Source organism: Streptomyces sp. NPDC048416, from assembly GCF_043200435.1.
Classification (GTDB): Bacteria; Actinomycetota; Actinomycetes; order Streptomycetales; family Streptomycetaceae; genus Streptomyces.
The window spans coordinates 45,990-62,881 of record NZ_JBICXU010000019.1 but is presented as its reverse complement, the minus strand read 5'-3'; the positions used below and the strand labels follow the sequence as shown (position 1 = coordinate 62,881).

At 72.7% G+C, this 16,892-nt stretch carries 15 protein-coding genes; 11 read left to right on the top strand and 4 right to left on the bottom strand.

The genetic code is table 11. The features are described from left to right. The first annotated feature begins 77 nt into the window (after positions 1 to 77). Complete coding sequence (locus ACGFW5_RS22895; RefSeq protein WP_393836131.1) at positions 78 to 452, top strand: STAS domain-containing protein; 375 nt, start codon at positions 78 to 80, stop codon at positions 450 to 452. Positions 453 to 531: 79 nt separating this feature from the next. After that, positions 532 to 1,062, top strand: coding sequence for an EF-hand domain-containing protein (locus tag ACGFW5_RS22890; RefSeq protein WP_393836199.1), 531 nt, complete (start codon positions 532 to 534; stop codon positions 1,060 to 1,062). Between the two features lie 21 nt (positions 1,063 to 1,083). On the opposite strand, the gene ACGFW5_RS22885 is transcribed toward ACGFW5_RS22890, so the two are convergent. Both ACGFW5_RS22885 and ACGFW5_RS22880 read right to left on the bottom strand, forming a co-directional pair. After that, positions 1,084 to 2,031 (bottom strand): phosphatidylinositol-specific phospholipase C, encoded by a 948-nt coding sequence (locus ACGFW5_RS22885; protein WP_393836130.1) that lies wholly within the window; start codon positions 2,029 to 2,031, stop codon positions 1,084 to 1,086. A 91-nt stretch (positions 2,032 to 2,122) separates the two neighbouring features. Continuing rightward, a complete protein-coding gene (locus ACGFW5_RS22880; protein WP_393836129.1) occupies positions 2,123 to 3,658 on the bottom strand; it encodes a class I adenylate-forming enzyme family protein in 1,536 nt (511 codons plus the stop codon). A 151-nt stretch (positions 3,659 to 3,809) separates the two neighbouring features. Here ACGFW5_RS22880 and ACGFW5_RS22875 point away from each other — a divergent pair, with 151 nt between their 5' ends. From ACGFW5_RS22875 to ACGFW5_RS22865, 3 genes are all read left to right on the top strand, one after another. Then, entirely contained in the window at positions 3,810 to 4,973 is a 1,164-nt protein-coding gene (locus tag ACGFW5_RS22875) for an acyl-CoA dehydrogenase family protein (RefSeq protein ID WP_393836128.1), read from the top strand. Then, a complete protein-coding gene (locus ACGFW5_RS22870) occupies positions 4,973 to 5,830 on the top strand; it encodes an acyl-CoA dehydrogenase family protein (protein ID WP_393836127.1) in 858 nt (285 codons plus the stop codon). Before ACGFW5_RS22875 ends, ACGFW5_RS22870 begins: the two co-directional genes overlap by 1 nt. A gap of 461 nt (positions 5,831 to 6,291) precedes the next feature. Next, positions 6,292 to 6,813, top strand: coding sequence for an ATP-binding protein (locus tag ACGFW5_RS22865; protein WP_393836126.1), 522 nt, complete (start codon positions 6,292 to 6,294; stop codon positions 6,811 to 6,813). 259 nt (positions 6,814 to 7,072) lie between these two features. On the opposite strand, the gene ACGFW5_RS22860 is transcribed toward ACGFW5_RS22865, so the two are convergent. Beyond that, positions 7,073 to 7,999, bottom strand: coding sequence for a cyclase family protein (locus ACGFW5_RS22860; RefSeq protein ID WP_393836125.1), 927 nt, complete (start codon positions 7,997 to 7,999; stop codon positions 7,073 to 7,075). 86 nt (positions 8,000 to 8,085) lie between these two features. Here ACGFW5_RS22860 and ACGFW5_RS22855 point away from each other — a divergent pair, with 86 nt between their 5' ends. The 3 genes from ACGFW5_RS22855 to ACGFW5_RS22845 all read left to right on the top strand — a co-directional run bounded on the left by ACGFW5_RS22855 (position 8,086) and on the right by ACGFW5_RS22845 (position 11,917). Continuing rightward, on the top strand, positions 8,086 to 8,997 hold the full coding sequence (locus ACGFW5_RS22855) for an SDR family NAD(P)-dependent oxidoreductase (RefSeq protein ID WP_393836124.1): 912 nt from the start codon (positions 8,086 to 8,088) through the stop codon (positions 8,995 to 8,997). 734 nt (positions 8,998 to 9,731) lie between these two features. Then, the gene (locus tag ACGFW5_RS22850) at positions 9,732 to 10,871 is read left to right on the top strand and encodes an acyl-CoA dehydrogenase family protein (protein ID WP_393836123.1); all 1,140 of its coding nucleotides are present in this window, start codon (positions 9,732 to 9,734) and stop codon (positions 10,869 to 10,871) included. Next, positions 10,868 to 11,917: a Zn-dependent alcohol dehydrogenase gene (locus tag ACGFW5_RS22845; RefSeq protein ID WP_393836122.1), complete on the top strand. Its 1,050-nt coding sequence runs from the start codon at positions 10,868 to 10,870 to the stop codon at positions 11,915 to 11,917. The genes ACGFW5_RS22850 and ACGFW5_RS22845 overlap by 4 nt, the downstream gene beginning before the upstream one ends. Positions 11,918 to 12,017: 100 nt before the next feature. Here ACGFW5_RS22845 and ACGFW5_RS22840 read toward each other — a convergent pair whose 3' ends face one another. Beyond that, positions 12,018 to 13,037, bottom strand: a complete 1,020-nt coding sequence (locus ACGFW5_RS22840) for a GlxA family transcriptional regulator (RefSeq protein ID WP_393836121.1) — start codon at positions 13,035 to 13,037, stop codon at positions 12,018 to 12,020. A gap of 113 nt (positions 13,038 to 13,150) precedes the next feature. Here ACGFW5_RS22840 and ACGFW5_RS22835 point away from each other — a divergent pair, with 113 nt between their 5' ends. The 3 genes from ACGFW5_RS22835 to ACGFW5_RS22825 all read left to right on the top strand — a co-directional run bounded on the left by ACGFW5_RS22835 (position 13,151) and on the right by ACGFW5_RS22825 (position 16,807). Then, positions 13,151 to 14,452, top strand: coding sequence for an MFS transporter (locus tag ACGFW5_RS22835; protein ID WP_393836120.1), 1,302 nt, complete (start codon positions 13,151 to 13,153; stop codon positions 14,450 to 14,452). A gap of 307 nt (positions 14,453 to 14,759) precedes the next feature. Then, entirely contained in the window at positions 14,760 to 16,067 is a 1,308-nt protein-coding gene (locus ACGFW5_RS22830) for an MFS transporter (RefSeq protein WP_393836119.1), read from the top strand. A gap of 68 nt (positions 16,068 to 16,135) precedes the next feature. Further along, a complete protein-coding gene (locus ACGFW5_RS22825; RefSeq protein WP_393836118.1) occupies positions 16,136 to 16,807 on the top strand; it encodes a hypothetical protein in 672 nt (223 codons plus the stop codon). Positions 16,808 to 16,892: the final 85 nt, after the last annotated feature.

Below are 16,892 nucleotides of genomic sequence, written 5' to 3'. Positions count from 1 at the left end.
AATGGCGGTGTTTCGCGTGGGTGGGCATGGGCAGCCGCGCCTGAGGGGGCACGGCAGCACAGAGAGGGACCAGTGGCGTGACGCTGAGAGTGGACGAGTCCGAGCAGGGCACGTGGACGGTGCTGCGGGTCAGCGGCGAGCTCGATCTGGTGACCTCGCCGCGGCTGCGCAGGCAGGTGCACGAAGCGGTCGCCGAGGGCCGGCGCGATCTGGTCCTGGACCTGTCCGGCGTGCGGTTCTGCGATTCGAGCGGTGTGGGCGTGCTCATCGCGGCCCGCCGGCTGATGCGGTCCTGCCAGGGCCGGCTGCGCCTGATCCTGCCGGCGCGCGGGGCCCTGGACGGCAGCCATGTGAACAAGGTCCTCGCGGCGCTCGGCGTGCGCCGCCTCTTCGAGGTGTACGGGGACGTCGGTTCGGCATCCGACGACTTGGCCGAACCCCTCTCCGCGTAAGACCGCCCCGCCCGTGGCACGCGTCCGCGTAACCCCCTCGCGCGGGCTCCATGAGCCGTACGCTCTCGCCATGGCCAGTATGGACAGCATGCACAGTCCCGACAGTGGCGCGTACGAGCGACGGGTGGCGGCCCGCTTCGCCTCCTTCGACCAGGACGGCAACGGCTGGATCGACCGCGAGGACTTCTCGACCGCGGCGGCGGCCCTGCTCGCCGAGTTCGACACGACGGCCCGCTGCGACAAGGGGCAGGCCCTGTACGGCGGCGCGGAGGCGCTGTGGCAGGGCCTCGCGGGGATCGCGGACGTGGACGGCGACCAGCGGGTGACGCGCAAGGAGTTCGTGGGCGGCGCCCTCAAGCGGCTGCGGGACCGCACCAGCGGCTTCACCGAGATCGCCCGGCCGTTCCTGCACGCCGCGTTCAAGGTGGCCGACACGGCCGGCGCCGGCACGGTGTCGGTGTCCGACGCCGAGCGTGCGCTGCGCGCGCTCGGCGTCTCGCCCGGGGTCGCGGCGGACGTGGCCGTGGCCCTGGACGAGGACGCCGACGGACGCATCACGGAGCCGGACGCGGTGGCCGCCTTCGCCGCCTACTTCACGACGATGCCGTAACCGCGGGGCCGGCCGCGGGACTCAGTGCCCGTTCCAGTCGATCAGGGTGCGCAGGGTGTCCGCGTGGAAGTCGGGGAAGTCCATCGGGACGACACCCAGGTGGGTCTGCTCGCTCAGGCGCGCGGCCAGATAGCTCTGCACACCGGGCATGATCGCGTCCGCGTTGACCTTGGGCCAGCCGCCGCCCGCGTAGCTGGTGAAGTTGATGTAGAGCTGGGCGGAGTTCTGGTCGTAGAAGGCGTTGTCGAACTGCTGGGTCACCTTGGCGGTCTTCTTCGACGGCCAGGACAGGCCCTGGTAGATGTCCTGGAGCCGGATGTACTGGTTGGACAGGAAGTCGTTGTCGCCTCCCGGCCACTGGAGCACCGGCCAGTCGTTGTCGAACTGCGCGATGAGGACGATCTTCCCGCGGGCCTCGCCGAGCGTGGGGACCCGGTCGGAGATCAGGAAGCGGGAGCGCCAGCCCTTCTGGTCGAGGTACACGTTGAGCACGTTCTTGAAGTTGGCGCCGACGTCGTTCTTGGTCCCGCCCTCCTGCTTGAGCCGCATCAGCAGGGTTTCCCCCGGGTGGCTGTCGAGGAAGGCCGCGCTCTGGACGAGCACGTCGCCGAACGTCATGCCCTGGTAGAACGCGCCGTGGTAGATCCCGAACGCGTCGTTCAGGTGGCCCTGGAGCCCGTTGGCGCGGATGTCGAAGAAGCGGATGCCCTCCTGCAACTGCTGGGTCAGGCCCCAGTTCTGGGTGTGCGACCACTCCGTGCCGTTGTTGGGATCGGTGCAGCAGGAGTCGTGGGTGCCGGGGATCGTCATGCGCAGCAGCGAGCGGCTGTCGGGGAGTTGGGCCATCCAGTTGGCCGGGTCCGCGCTCGCGGGCGCACGGACGGCGGCCCGGGCGGTGGTGGCGGGCAGCAGCGCGGTCGCGGAGACCGCGGCGGCGCCGAGTATGAGGTGTCTGCGGGTGAGTTCCATCAATCCGTCCTTGTGGAGGAGCGGCGGCGCCGTCCGGTGGAGACGGAAGCGGCCGGACCGCCGTCCTTGCGGGGAGTACGGGGCTTGGAGGTCATGCCCCGCCGAACCGCTCGCGCAACGTGTACTTCAGTACCTTGCGCAGTGTCTCGTTCCGCGGCAGGGCGCCCACCACTTCAAGCCGCTCGGGCACCTTGTGCACCGAGAGCCCCTGGGCGCGCAGGTATGCGGCGATTCCCGCGAGGGTCAACCCGGCGGCCCCCGGGGGCTGTTCGACGACGGCGCACACCAACTCGCCGCGCTCGGCGTCGGGCAGGCCGATCACCGCGGCGTCCTGCACGCCCGGGTGGGTGTGCAGCAGGTCCTCGATCTCCTTCGCGGAGATGTTCTCGCCCTTGCGGATGATGATGTCCTTGATCCGCCCGGTGAGGACGAGGTGCCCGGACTCCCGCACGTGCCCCACGTCGCCGGTGACGAGGAACCCGTCGGCGTCGAACGCGGCCTTCGACTGGGCCGGGTCGAGATAGCCCCGGCACACCGCCTCGCCCCGCAGCCGCACCTCGCCGTCGGTGCCGGGCGGCACCGGCGCGCCCCGCTCGTCGGTGACGCGGATCTCCATGCCGGGCGGGGGCCGGCCCTCGGTGGTGGCCAGGTTGTCGGCGGTGTCGTCGGGGGCGCCCATCGTGATCATCGGGACCTCCGTCATGCCGTACCCGTGGGTGAGCTGCACGCCCATCTCGCGTACGACCGCGTGGTAGACCTCGGGCGGTTTCGGCGCTCCGCCGCCCGCGAGCAGCCGCAGCGTGGGGATCACCTTCTCGCCGGGCCGAGTGCGCTGCTCGGCCAGGAACATCGAGTAGAACGCGGTCGAGCCGCCGGCCACCGTCACACCGTGACGCCGGTACTCCGCCAGTGCGTCCGGCAGCGCGAAGTGCTCGAACATCACGGCGGGGAAGCCGTACAGGAGCAGCATCACCGTGTAGTCGGGGCCGGCTATGTGGGCGAACGGGAAGGCCATCGAGCCCACGTCGGTGTCCGACAGGCGCAGGGCGTGGGCGAGGCAGGAGCCGCCCGCGATCAGTGAACGGTCGGTGTGCAGCACGCCCTTGGGGTCAGACGTGGTGCCGGAGGTCCAGTAGATCCAGCGTACGGTCGTGCCCTCGTCCGGCGGCGGGGGCAGCAACCCCGGGTCGTCCTCGGGCAGTTGGGCGTAGGCCTCGAAGACGCCGCGTGCGCCGAGCCGGTGGGCCATGGCGGTGTGGTCGAAGCCGCGCCACACCCCCGGCACCGCGAAGAACTCCGCCTTCGACTCGCGCAGCGCGAAGCCCACCTCGCGGTCCCGGTAGAAAGGGATCACGGGTGTCTGCACCGCGCCGAGACGGGCCAGCGCGAACGACAGGACCGCCGTCTCGATGCGGGTCGGCAGCTGCCAGGCGACCACGGTGCCGGGCCGTACCCCCCTGCCGTACAGGCCCGCCGCCACCCGCTCGCAGCGTGCGTGCAAAGCGCCGAAGGTGAGCGTCCGGTCGCCCTGGAGCAGGACCGGACGGTCCGGGGTGAGCTCGGCGCGGCGCTCGATCAGCTCCCAGAGCGTGCGTGAGGAGTCCAGTGCGTGTGCGGTGGCGGACATGCGGCCCCCAACTGACGGTCTGCCCAACTGACGGCCTGTCAGATATGGCCCAGAGCGTAGGCCCCCGCTCCTTGCCGGTCCAGAGGTGCGCGGCTAGCCTGCGATCCGGCACGGCATCTGACGAGCCATCAGATATGCGGGGTGAGCGTCGATGGATCTGACGTACACCGAGGAGGAAGAGGCCTTCCGGTTCCGGCTGCGCGCATGGCTGGCGGACGCACTGAGGCAACTCCCCCCGAAACCCGACCCCTTGGACTGGCCGGCCCGGCGCACGTACGACACCACCTGGCAGCGGATGCTGTACGACGCCGGGTACGCCGGACTGCACTGGCCCGAGGCGGCGGGGGGCCGGGGCGCCACGCCCACCCAGCACCTAATCTACCTGGAGGAGACCGAGAAGGCGGGCGCGCCCTACGTGGGCGCCAACTTCGTCGGCCTGCTCCACGCGGGCCCGACCATCGCCGCCGAGGGCACCCCCGAACAGCGGGCCCGCTGGCTCCCGCCGGTGCTGCGCGGCGACGAGATCTGGTGCCAGGGCTTCAGCGAACCGGACGCGGGCTCCGACCTCGCGGCGCTGCGCACCCGGGCGGTCCGCGACGGCGACGACTACGTGGTGACGGGCGCCAAGATCTGGACCTCGCACGCCGAAGTCGCCGACTGGTGCGAGCTGTTGGTGCGCACCCGGCCCGTCGACGAGGCCACACCCAAACACCGGGGCATCACCTGGCTCGCGCTGCCCATGGACACGCCCGGCATCACGGTGCGGCCCCTGCGCACTCTCGCCGGGCCTGCGGAGTTCGCCGAAGTGTTCCTCGACGAGGTGCGGGTCCCGGTGGCCAACCGGGTCGGCGCCGAGAACGACGGCTGGCGGGTCACCATGGTGACGCTGTCCTTCGAGCGCGGCACCGCCTTCGTGGGGGAGGTGGTCGCCTGCCGCAGGACGCTGGGTGAACTCGCCGCGACCGCGAAGCGCAACGGAAGCTGGGACGACGACACGGTTCGGCGTCAACTGGGCGTGCTGAACGCCGAGTTCACGGCGCTGTGGCGGCTGACCCAGTGGAACGTCAGCGCGGCGCAGCGCGGCGGCGGGGTGCCGGGCGTCGGCGGCTCGGTCTTCAAGCTGCGCTACTCGCACGCCCGCCAGGAGCTGTACGACGCCGCCGCCCGCGTCCTGGGGCCCGACTCGCTGGACCTCGGCCGCGAAATGACCCTGGACCGGCTCTCCTCCCTCTCCTACACCATCGCCGCCGGCACCTCGCAGATCCAGCGGAACATCGTCGCCGAGCGCATCCTCGGCCTGCCCAAGGGGCGCTGATGGACTTCCGGCCCACCAGGGAACAGGACGCGCTGCGGGCGGGCATGCGGCAGCTGCTCGAAGCGCGGGCAGGCCGGGACGCGCTGCGCGCGGAGGTGGACCGGCCGAGGGTCGACCGCGCGCTGTGGCGGGCCCTGGGGGACGCGGGGTTCTTCGCGCTGCGGCTGCCCGAGAACGAGGGCGGGGTCGGGCTCGGGCTCGCCGACGCGGCGCTGGTGTTCGAGGAGGCGGGGCGCGCGCTGGTACCGGGACCGCTGGTGGCGACCCACCTGGCGGCCGGTACCGTGCGGGGCGCGGCGGCCGGCGAGTCGGTGGTGACCCGCGTCGACGGCCCGCTCGTGACCTGGCTCGACGAGGCCGACCACGTACAGGGAGACACCCGGGACGCCGTCCCGGTGCGCTCGGTCGACCCGCTGACCCCGCTGCACCGCACACGCGCGACCCGCACGCAGGTGCCCGAAGCCGTCCTCCTCGCCGCGGCGGAACAGCTCGGCAGCGCGGCCCGCACCACCGAACTCGCGGTCCAACACGCCAAGGACCGCCAGCAGTTCGGGCAGCCGATCGGCGCGTTCCAGGCGGTGAAACACCTCTGCGCCGACATGCTCGTACGGACCGAGGTGGCGCGGGCCGCGGTGTACGCCGCGGCCGTGACCGAGGACCCCTTGGAGATCGCCGGGGCCAAGCTGCTCGCCGACGAGGCGGCCGTACGCGGTGCGCGCGACTGCCTCCAGGTGTACGGCGGCATGGGGTTCACCTGGGAGGCGGACGTGCATCTGCACCTCAAGCGGGCCTGGGTGCGGGCCGAGCAGTGGCAGTCGGCGCGACAGGCCACCGAGATCCTGGCCCGGGCCCTGTAGGACGCACACCGGGGACGCCGAGGGGCGTGGCACGGGGTCAAGGCCGCGACCGGAACGCGGCCGGCTCCGTACGGTAAGCGGTCACGGCGCGTGGGCGATCGGCGGCCCGGCGCACTCGTCACGAACCGGAGTCGGGGGCGCTCTCCGGTACCCTCCGTGGGATGCGAGTGGTTGTGTGGCGCGGTCCTCCCGGTGTTGCCCGTGCGGTGGCCCCGGGGCCGGGGACGCACGCCGCTCGCGCCGCACGGAGGCGTCGTACGCGCTCCCGTTCGGTTTCCCGCAAAGTGAGCCGCACAGTATGCACCACGCATACTCCTTCGCGCTGGAATATGCCCGAAGCGCTTGTTGCGGTGACTGTACGTCAACCATGCTGTCTCGCAGGGGAATCACGGTCCGTGATCCCGATGGTGGTCCCTGTGAGGCGCGAGGCGATGTGTCCGCCGGTTCGGATGGTGTGAACGGTGCAGGTGCTTCAGGTTCAGTTGGAGGTCGGTCCCGATCCCGCCGAGGTGGGCCGGGCCCGCAGGTGGGCCCGCTCCAGACTGGCGGGCTGCGGAATAGGGCTCGATGAGCCGGTGGCCGAGACGTTGATCCTGCTGATCTCCGAACTCGTCACCAACGCCGTGGTCCACACGGGCTGTCCGGCGGTGCTGCGGATGCTGCTCGGTCCCGCCGAGGGCGGCACCGTGCGGGTCGAGGTGGCCGACACCAGTTGCCGTCCGCCCGCGCCCCGCCACGCGCAGGGCGACGACACCAACGGCCGCGGCCTCGAACTCGTCGACGGCCTCGCCGACCGCTGGGGCTGGCGGTCCGAGGGCGTGGGCAAGTCCATCTGGTGCGAAGTGGACCGCGGCGCGCCCGGCTTGCTGTCCATGCCGGAGCATGTGGGTCACTCGGGGCTCAGGGAGCATGCGGGGCGCACGGACGGGGCGTGCGAGAACGTGGCGTATGTGCCCCCGCGCGCTGTCACCAATAGGGCATAACGCGCAAAACGCTGGCGCGGTGTTGACGGGTGGTGCCTCCCTGATCACCCTGGGATGAGCGATTCGTCGCGAGGGGACGCCGAGGACTCTGCACGGCCCTCGGCGAGTGCGGGTCGTGGCACGGCGTCGGCTCCACCAGGGGTCAGGCTCCCCTCGGGGCGCACGGGGAGCGGAGCCGGACGTGCCGATGCCGAGGTGGCGGCGGCGGTGTCGCGCTCCAGGCGCGCACGCCGCGCCGCCACCCGTGAGGCCCGTCCCGCTACAGGACGGCCACCGGCGCCACGGGCGTCCCCGTGCCCCCGGCGAACGGCTCCGGCATCGCGCTCAGCAGGAACGCGTGGCGCGACTCCTCCGCGCAGGCCCGCGACAGCTCCTCCAGGTTCCAGTTCTGGCCCTGGAGCATCCCCATCTCGACCAGGTCGAGCGCGTGCACCGGCAGCCACAGGTCCTCGATCTCCGGCGGGAAGATCTCGAACGTGAGGGTGTCGTTGGCGACCGCGGCGACGTCGCGGGCGTGGAACCACTCGGGCGTACGGACGGAGAGCCCGGGTGAGGGATACGCGTAGCCGTGCTTGTCCCCGCCCAGACAGGCCTGGATCTGCCCGGTCCGTACGAGGACGATGTCCCCGGCGCGCACCGTGACTCCCGCGAACTCCTCGGCCTGGGCCAGATCCTCGGGCGTGACCGCGTGACCGCCCGCCAGGCGGTCGAGGCCCTTGGCGCGGGCCACATCGAGCAGGACCCCGCGCGAGACCACGTGGCGGGGCTTGTCGATGCCGCTGAACTCGGCGCCCCCGTGCGCGGTGATGGTGGTGGCGGGCCGGCCGTTGTAGATCTTGCCCGAGTGCGAGACATGGGTCAGCGCGTCCCAGTGGGTGGCCGCCTGAAGCCCGAAGGTCACCGCGTCGTCGCTGCACGCGATCGTGCCGGGGCCGAAGAGCTCCTGGTTGATCTGGGTCATGGTGTGCAACGGGTTGATCCGCCCCGGGACGACTCCGGTCTGCACACCGTCGTGCTGGAGCGGCAGCGCGAGCGGGACACGGCGCCCCCTATGGACGCACGCGACGGCCTCGCGCACCACGGCGTCCGTGACGAGGTTGAGGGTGCCGATCTCGTCGTCGGTCCCCCAACGCCCCCAATTGTTCACGCGTTTGGCGATCTCGTGGAACTCGGGCGGCAGTGACATACGCGTTGCTCCCGGGGGCTTGTGGTGGAGTATCCGGCGCGTCATAGAATCTAACGGTCCGTCAGAAACCGCGGGAAGGGGCCGGCGTGGGGAACTTCTTGGCAGGCAGGGTCGTCGCCGTGACGGGGGCCGGCCGGGGCATCGGCCGCGCGGTCGCGCTCGCCGCGGCGGCCGACGGGGCCCAGGTCGTCGTCAACGACTACGGCGTCTCGATCGAGGGCGGCGAGCCCAGCAGCGAGGTCGCCGAGGCGGTGGTGAAGGAGATCGTCGCGGCGGGCGGCGAGGCGGTGGCCGTCGCCGACGACATCTCCACCATGGCGGGCGGTCAGCGCGTCGTGGACACGGCGCTGGCCCGGTTCGGGCGGATCGACGGGGTGGTGTGCGTCGCGGGCATCCTGCGCGAACGCATGCTGTTCAACATGTCCGAGGACGAGTGGGACCCGGTGCTCGCCACGCATCTGAAGGGCACGTTCACCGTGTTCCGGGCGGCTTCGGCGGTCATGCGCAAGCAGGGTTCGGGGACGCTGATCGGCTTCACCAGCGGCAACCACCAGGGCAGTGTCGCCCAGGCCAACTACAGCGCCGCGAAGGGCGGGATCATCTCGCTGGTGCGCAGCGCGGCGCTCGGCCTGCACAAGTACGGGGTGACGGCCAACGCGGTGGCGCCCGTCGCCCGCACCCGGATGTCCGCGAACGTGCCCATGGAGCTGAAGGAGATCGGCTCGCCCGAGGACGTGGCGGCGCTCGTGGTGTACCTGCTCTCCGCCCGGGCCCGCGACGAGGGCATCACCGGGCAGGTGTACACGATCGCCGGGCCCAAGATCGCGGTGTGGGCGCAGCCGAGGGAGCTTCGTGCGGGGTACGCGGAGGGGGCGTGGACGCCGGAGCGGATCGCGGACTTCCTGCCGGGGACGGTCGGGGTGGACCCCATGCCGATGCTGGCGCAGCTCGAAGCGATGGGGGTGGCGGCGGCCTCGTCCTCGCGGCCCAACGCGTGACCCACGCGGGAGGCTGCGCCCCGGGCCCCCGTGCGGCTACTTGGGGGTGCGGCGCCCTGGGGCTGCGCCCCAGACCCCGGGCGGGTTTTCCCACCCTCCCGCCCGTGACGGATGCCGAAAGGTCCGGCTCCCTGGGGCTGCGCCCCAGACCCCGGGCGGGTTTTCCCACCCTCCCGCCCGTGACGGATGCCGAAAGGTCCGGGTCCCTGGGGCTGCGCCCCAGACCCCGGGCGGGGGCTCCGCCCCCTGCACCCCCGTTCGCGCCTGAACGGCGCTCGTCCTCAATCGCCGGACAGGCTGAAGATGCCCCCGCTCGCACCCTGCCAGGGGCGCGGGTCTGTGTCATTGCGGGCGCGAGGGGCGATTCCGGGTGCCCTACAGGGGCGCGAGGAACTGCGCGAAAAGCGATCACGGCCCGCGGTCGAAAGCGGGTTTCAGGGGCGCGAGGAACTGCGCGAGAAGCGACCACGGTCAGCGGACGAAGACGGGTTTCAGGGGCGCGAGGAACTGCGCAAGAAGCGACCACGGTCCGCGGGCGAAAGCGGGCTCAAGGGGCGCGGGGAACTGCGCGAGCAACCGTGCACGGTTCGCGGGCGAAAGCCCGTCTCTCAGGGGGCGCGGGGAACTGCGCGAAAAGCGACCACGACCCGCGGTCGAACGGGTCGGTCCTGCCCCCGGAGGGTTTCGGGGAGGGGCGGGGTGGGGGGAAAAACCAACCACACAGGAGGCACACCGTGGACTTCCGCTTCACCCCCGCCGACCACGCGTTCCGCGACACCGCCGCAACCTGGCTGGCCAGCCACCTGCCCGCCCAACCCGCGCAATGGGAAAGGGAGTTGGGGCGGGGTGGGTGGATCGGGCTCGGTTGGCCCGAGGCGGCGTACGGCAACCGCACAGCCACCCTCACCCAGCAGGTCGTCTGGGCGGAGGAGTACGCCCGCGCCGCCGCCCCCACCCGCACCGGCCACATCGGTGAGAACCTGCTCGCCCCGACCCTCATCGCCCACGGCACCCCCGCCCAGAAGCACCGCTTCCTGCCCCCGATCGCCCGGGGCGAGGAACTGTGGTGCCAGGGCTACAGCGAGCCCGGCGCCGGTTCCGATCTCGCCGGGATCCGTACGGCCGCCCGCCGCGACGGCGACACCTACCGCGTCACGGGCCAGAAGATCTGGACCTCGCTGGCCCACGAGGCCGACTGGTGCTTCGTGCTGGCCCGCACCGAGGAGGGCTCACGGCGCCACCACGGCCTCTCCTTCCTCCTCGTGCCGATGGACCAGCCGGGCAGGATCGAGGTCCGGCCGATCCGGCAGATGACGGGGACCAGCGAGTTCAACGAAGTTTTCTTCGACGGGGCGCTCGCCCGCGCCGAGCATCTGGTCGGCGGCGAGGGCAACGGCTGGCAGATCGCGATGAGTCTTCTCGCGCTGGAACGAGGGGTTTCCACTCTCGCTCAACAGATTGGCTTCGCACGAGAGTTGGCGGGTGTTGTCGCCCTCGCTCGGGCCCGCGGAGCCGCGCTGGATCCCACCACCCGGGAACGGCTCGTCGCGCAGTGGGCCGCATTGCAGACCATGCGCTGGAACGCCCTGCGCACGCTCGGCGGCACCCAGGACGCCGGCGCGCCCAGCGTGGCGAAGCTGCTGTGGGGCGGGTGGCACCGGCGGCTCGGGGAGCTGGCGATGGCCGTGCGGGGGGCGGAGGCCACCGTGGCCCCGGGCGACTGGGACGCGTCACACCCGTACGAACTCGACGACGTACAGCGCCTGTTCCTGTTCACCAGGGCCGACACCATCTACGGCGGCTCGGACGAGATCCAGCGCACCATCATCGCCGAGCGGGTGCTCGGCCTGCCGAGGGAGGTCCGTGTTCCGTGAGAGGTGTCCTTTTCGACGGAAAGCAGAGCCAGGTCGTCGACGACCTGGACGTACGGGACCCGGGCCCGGGGGAGGTGCTGGTCGCCGTCGCGGCCGCCGGGCTGTGCCACTCCGACCTGTCCGTCATCGACGGGACGATCCCGTTCCCGGTGCCGGTGGTCCTCGGGCACGAGGGCGCGGGCGTGGTGGAGGCGGTGGGCGCCGGGGTCGCCCATGTGGCGCCGGGTGACCACGTCGCGCTGTCCACGCTCGCCAACTGCGGGGCGTGCGCCGAGTGCGACCGGGGCAGGCCGACGATGTGCCGCAGGGCGATCGGCATGCCGGGCCGCCCCTTCGCGCGCGGAGGCGAACCGGTCCACCAGTTCGCCTCCAACTCGGCCTTCGCGGAACGCACGGTGGTCAAGGCCGTGCAGGCGGTGAAGATCCCCGATGACGTGCCGCTCACCTCGGCCGCGCTCATCGGCTGCGGGGTCCTGACGGGCGTCGGCGCGGTCCTCAACCGGGCCCGGGTGGACATCGGCGAGAGCGTGGTCGTCATCGGCACGGGCGGGATCGGCCTCAACGTCATCCAGGGCGCGCGCATCGCGGGCGCCTCGGTGATCGTCGCCGTGGACACCAACCAGGCCAAGGAGCCGCTGGCCCGCCAGTTCGGCGCGACCCACTTCCTGTCCTCGGCGGACGGCGTCCGCGGCATCCTTCCCACCGGCGCCGACCACGCCTTCGAATGCGTGGGCCACCCGGGTCTGGTCCGCGCCGCCGTCGACCTCCTGGACCGGCACGGCCAGGCGGTCCTGCTCGGCATGACCGCCCCCACGGTGGAGGCGTCCTTCCTGCCCGCCGCGCTGTTCCTCGACAAGTCCATTCTGGGCTGCCGGTACGGGAGTTCACGCCCGCAGCGCGACATCCCCCGCTACTGCGAGCTGTACCGCACGGGCGCGCTGCTCCTCGACGAGCTGGTCACCAGGACGTACCCCGTCGAGGACTTCGCCACGGCAGTGGACGACCTGCACGAGGGGCGGGTGGCGCGGGGGGTGCTGACCTTCTGACGGGGCGCGCCGGCCTCCCGGCCGACGGGCGCGCCGGGAGGTGGCGGGCCGGGGCCGGGGCCGGGGTGGCGGGCCGAGGGTGGCGGGCCGGACGGCCGGGTCAGCCCGCCGATCCCGTGCGGAACGTGCGCCGGTAGGCGGTCGGCGGGACACCGAGGGCCGCCTGGAGGTGCTGGCGCAGCGAGGTCGCCGTGCCGAACCCGGCCGCGCGCGCTATCGCGTCCACCGACAGATCGGTCGATTCGAGCAGCTGACGGGCGTGCTCCACACGCTGCTGGGTGAGCCACTGGCCGGGGCTCAACCCCACCTCCTCGCGGAAGCGGCGGGTGAAGGTGCGGACCGACATCGCCTCCTGCTCGGCCATGTCCCGCAGCTGGATCGGCTCGTGGAGCCGCCCCAGAGCCCACGCCCTGGCGGCCGTCGTCGTCGCCAACTGGGGCTCTGGTACCGGGCGTTGGATGTACTGGGACTGCCCTCCGGGCCGGTGCGGCGGGACCACCGTGCGCCGGGCCACGTCATTGGCGACGGCCGATCCGTGGTCGCGCCGCACGATGTGCAGACACAGGTCGATCCCTGCGGCGACCCCCGCCGATGTCAGCACGGAACCGTCGTCGATGAACAGCACCTCGGGGTCGACGTCAACGGCCGGGAAGAGCCGCTGGAAATGGTCGGCGCAGGCCCAGTGGGTGGCCGCGGGGCGCCCGTCGAGCAGCCCGGCCGCCGCGAGGACGTAACCGCCGGTGCAGATCGCCACCATGCGCGTGCCGGGGCGTACGAGGGCGAGGGCCGCGGTCAGCTCCGGGGTGAGGACGCCCTCCTCGAAGACGGGCCCGAGTTCGTACGACGCGGGCACGACGACCGTGTCGGCGGTGGCCAGCGCCTCGGGCCCGTTCTCGACGAGGATCGAGAAGTCCGCGTCGGCGAGCACCGGGCCCGGCGGCCGCACCGAGCAGGTGACCACCTCGTACAGCGGCTCCCGTCGCACGGGGTCCTTCGCACGCCCGAATATCCTTTGGGGGATGCCCAGTTCGAAGGGGAGCAGCCCGTCGAGGGCGAGCACGACGACGCGGTGCGGCCGGCCGCCCTCCGGCCCGCCGCCACCGTCACGGCCCGAATGCATCGCCGCTCCCTCCCCGTCTCCCCGTCTTCCCGTACCGCACCGCACCGCACCGCACCGCACGGGCGGGATCTGCCCTAGTGGTATAGACCAAATCCTGGTACACCTGCCGTCTTGTGACAGACAAGTCCTCATGCGCTCAGGACATTCCCGAAGCGATACCCCCGGCGGGGAGCGCGTCGCCACCGCCCGGCTCGTACCCGGCGCCGCCGCCCCTGACCGGGGCGCCGCTGTGGAATCACGGGTTCCGGCTCTTCTTCACGGCCCGCACGGTCGCCCTGTTCGGCGACGGCATGGTCCCCGTCGCGCTGACCGCCGGCCTGCTCGGCGCCGGCCGCCCCGCCTCCTCCGTCGGCTACGCGCTGGGCGCGTGGATGGGCCCGTTCGCCGCGCTCGTCCTGTTCGGCGGGGTGCTCGCCGACCGGTTCACCCCGCGCCGCATGATGGTCATCGCGGACGCCCTGCGGCTCGTCGGCGCGAGCGTGCTCGCCGTCTCCTTCCTGCTGCTCGACGACGGCCCGCCGCTGGGAGAGGTGTACGCCCTGAGCGCGCTCTCCGGCGTCGGCGCGGCCCTCTTCCAGCCGGGCGTCGCCTCCACGGTGCCCCGCGTCGCCGCCGACGTGCAGCGCGCCAACGCCGTCCTCAGCGTCTCCGAAGCCCTCATGAGCATGGCGGGTCCCGCCTTCGCCGGCGCGGTCGCCGGGCTGTGGGGCGCGGGCGCGGTCTTCGCCGTGAACGCCGCCACCTTCGGCGTCAGCGGCGTCTGCCTCTTCCTGCTCCGGCTCGGCGCGAGCGTCCCCGCCGAAGCGCCGCGCGGCGGCTTCTTCGCCGAACTCGCGAGCGGCTGGCGGGAGTTCAAGGCGCGCAGCTGGCTGTGGGGCGTCATCACCGTCTGGACGGTGTACGGCCTGACGGTGCTGGGCCCCTCCGTCCCGCTGACCGCGGTCCTGGTCACGGAGGGCCACGGCTCGGGAACGTACGGCGCGCTCATGGCGGTCAACGGCGCGGGCAGCGTGCTCGGCGGACTGCTGGCCCTGCGACTGCGCCCCACCCGGCCGCTCGCGACGGGCGCGCTCGCCCTCCTCGGGGTCTCCGTCGCGCTGCTCTCGCTCGGCCTCGGGCTGCCGGTGGCCGCGCTGGGCATCGGCCAGTTCACGGTCGGCGCGGCCTTCGCGTTCTGGCTGGTGATGTGGTCCACGACCGTCCAGACCCAGGTGCCGCCCGAGGCCCTGAACCGCCTGCACGCCTACGACGTCGCCGGCTCCCTCCTGATGCTCGCGGCCGGCCGGGCACTGGCGGGCCCGGTCGCCGAGGCGGTCGGCGCCCAGAAGGTGCTGCTCGTGGGCGCAGGCCTGAACGTCGTGGTGGTCGCGGTCCTTCTCGCCGTCCCGGCGATCAGCGGGCTGCGGCGGGTGTGAGGCGGGGGCCGTACCGGCGGGGGCAGGGCACCTGGGGCCGGAGCGAGCACGGCCCGATCCCTGCGGGCAGGGGGTGCGCTTTCCGCAGCCGCGCGCCGGAGGCCGTGTGGGCCGGTCCGTGCCTCTCCGCAGCCGCGCGCCGGAGGCCGAGTGGGCCGATCCGTGCCTCTCCGCAGCCGCGCGCCGGAGGCCGAGTGGGCCGGTCCGTGCGCGGGCGCCCCTCCGAGCCGCCGTGTGGCCCGATCCCTGCGAAGGGTGGCCACCTGGCCACTCGTACGCGACGATGCGTACAGCCAGGCTGTGTGACGTGACCCAGACAACCGACAGCCTCCCTGCCGTCCCCGTGCCGCCCCGGAAGGCCGAGCCCAGGATCCATCGCGCGTGGTTCGTCGCGGCCGTCGCCTTCGTCACGATCATCGGCGCCGCGGCCTTCCGCTCGCTGCCCGGCCTGCTCATCGACCCCCTGCACCAGGAGTTCCACTGGTCGCGCGGCACGATCGGCGCCGCCGTCTCCGTGAACCTCGCCCTGTACGGACTGACCGCGCCCTTCGCCGCCGCCCTGATGGACCGCTTCGGCATCCGCAAGGTCGTCGCGGTCGCCCTGACCGTGATCGCGGCGGGCTCCGGACTCACCGTCTTCATGCACACCGCCTGGCAACTCATCCTCTACTGGGGCCTGTTGGTGGGCCTCGGCAGCGGCTCCATGGCGCTCGCCTTCGCCGCGACCGTCACCAACCGCTGGTTCACCGAACGCCGGGGCCTGGTCACCGGCATCCTCACCGCGGCCTCCGCGTCCGGTCAGCTGATCTTCCTGCCGCTCCTCTCCTGGATGGTCGAGGGCCACGGCTGGCGGCCCGCCGCCATCACCGTGACCCTGGCCGCGCTCGCCGTCGTCCCGTTCGTGTGGCTGCTCCTTCGCGACCACCCCGCCGACGTGGGACTCGCGCCGTACGGGGCGAGCGCGTACGTGCCCAAGCCGGCACCCGTCACCGGCGCGGCCCGGCGCACCCTGACCGTTCTCGTCAAGGCCGCGCGCACCGGCCCCTTCTGGCTGCTCGCGGGCACCTTCGCGATCTGCGGCGCCTCCACCAACGGCCTGGTGCAGACCCACTTCGTACCGGCCGCCCACGACCACGGCATGCCGGTCACGGCGGCCGCGGGGCTCCTCGCCGTCATCGGGGTCTTCGACGTCGCCGGCACGATCTTCTCGGGCTGGCTCACCGACCGCTTCGAATCCCGCCGCCTGCTCGCCACGTACTACGCCCTGCGCGGTGTCTCGCTCCTGTTCCTGCCGATGCTGCTCGCGCCCACCGTGCACCCGCCGATGATTTTCTTCATCGTCTTCTACGGGCTCGACTGGGTCGCCACCGTGCCGCCGACCATCGCCCTGTGCCGTCGGCACTACGGCGAGGACAGCGCCATCGTCTTCGGCTGGGTGCTGGCGTCGCACCAGGTCGGCGCGGCCGTCGTCGCCTTCCTCGGCGGCGTGGCCCGCGACGTCTTCGGCAGCTACGACGTCGTCTGGTACGCCTCGGGCGCGCTGTGCGCGGCGGCCGCGCTGATGGCTCTGGTCATCCGGCACCGGGGCCCCGGCGGGGAACCGCTCGCCGCGTAAGCACCTCTTCCACGGCGGGAGGCCGCGTGTCTCCCGAGGGGGCCGACGGTGAACCGAGGGGGAGTGCCGTGAGCCGGAGTGCCGAAAGCTGGAGCGCCGAGAGCCGGAGCAGTGCTGCGCATCCGGGCACCAGGCGGGGTGTCGTGGTGGCCGTGGCCCTGCTGTGTACCGCCGTGACCGCCTGCGGGACGGCCCGCCCCGACGATCCGGCGGCCGTCGCCCGGCCGAAGGCGTCGGCGGGCTCGACCACCGGTGCGGGATGCGGCGACCGCACGACGGAGGAGACGGGCCCCTCCGGTGCGGGACCGGCGACGGAGGACGAGGCGGGCACACCGGGCGCGCCGACGGACGAGGGCGCCGCAGCCGGAGACCCCGGGCCGCCGACGGACGGGGACACGGCCGCCGGGGACCCGGGCCCTCCCACCGACGGCACCGCGCAGCCCTGCCTCCCGGCGGGCTGGTTCGACATGACGCGGGGCTTCACGGACTACTACGCCCAGCACCTCACGAAGGCCGACGACGGGATGTGGCCGTTGGTGCGCGCGGTACGGATCCGCAAGCAGGCCGGGGCCGAGGAAGCCGTCGTCACGGTCAACTTCGAGCCGCTGGGCGACGGCGACTGGCAGGGGCGCAGGGTGGCCGAGGTGTTCGGCGCCTGGCGCCTGAACGAGTACGGCGACAAGGGCACACTGCGGGTGGAGACCCGCAGCGGGGGCCTCATCGCCGAGCAGTCCTGGTGAGGCAGGAGGGCAGACGGGGAGGGCGCGGCGCAGGGCACGCTGGATGGGCGCAGGGTGCGCGGGGAACAACGGAGCCCCGCGCGGG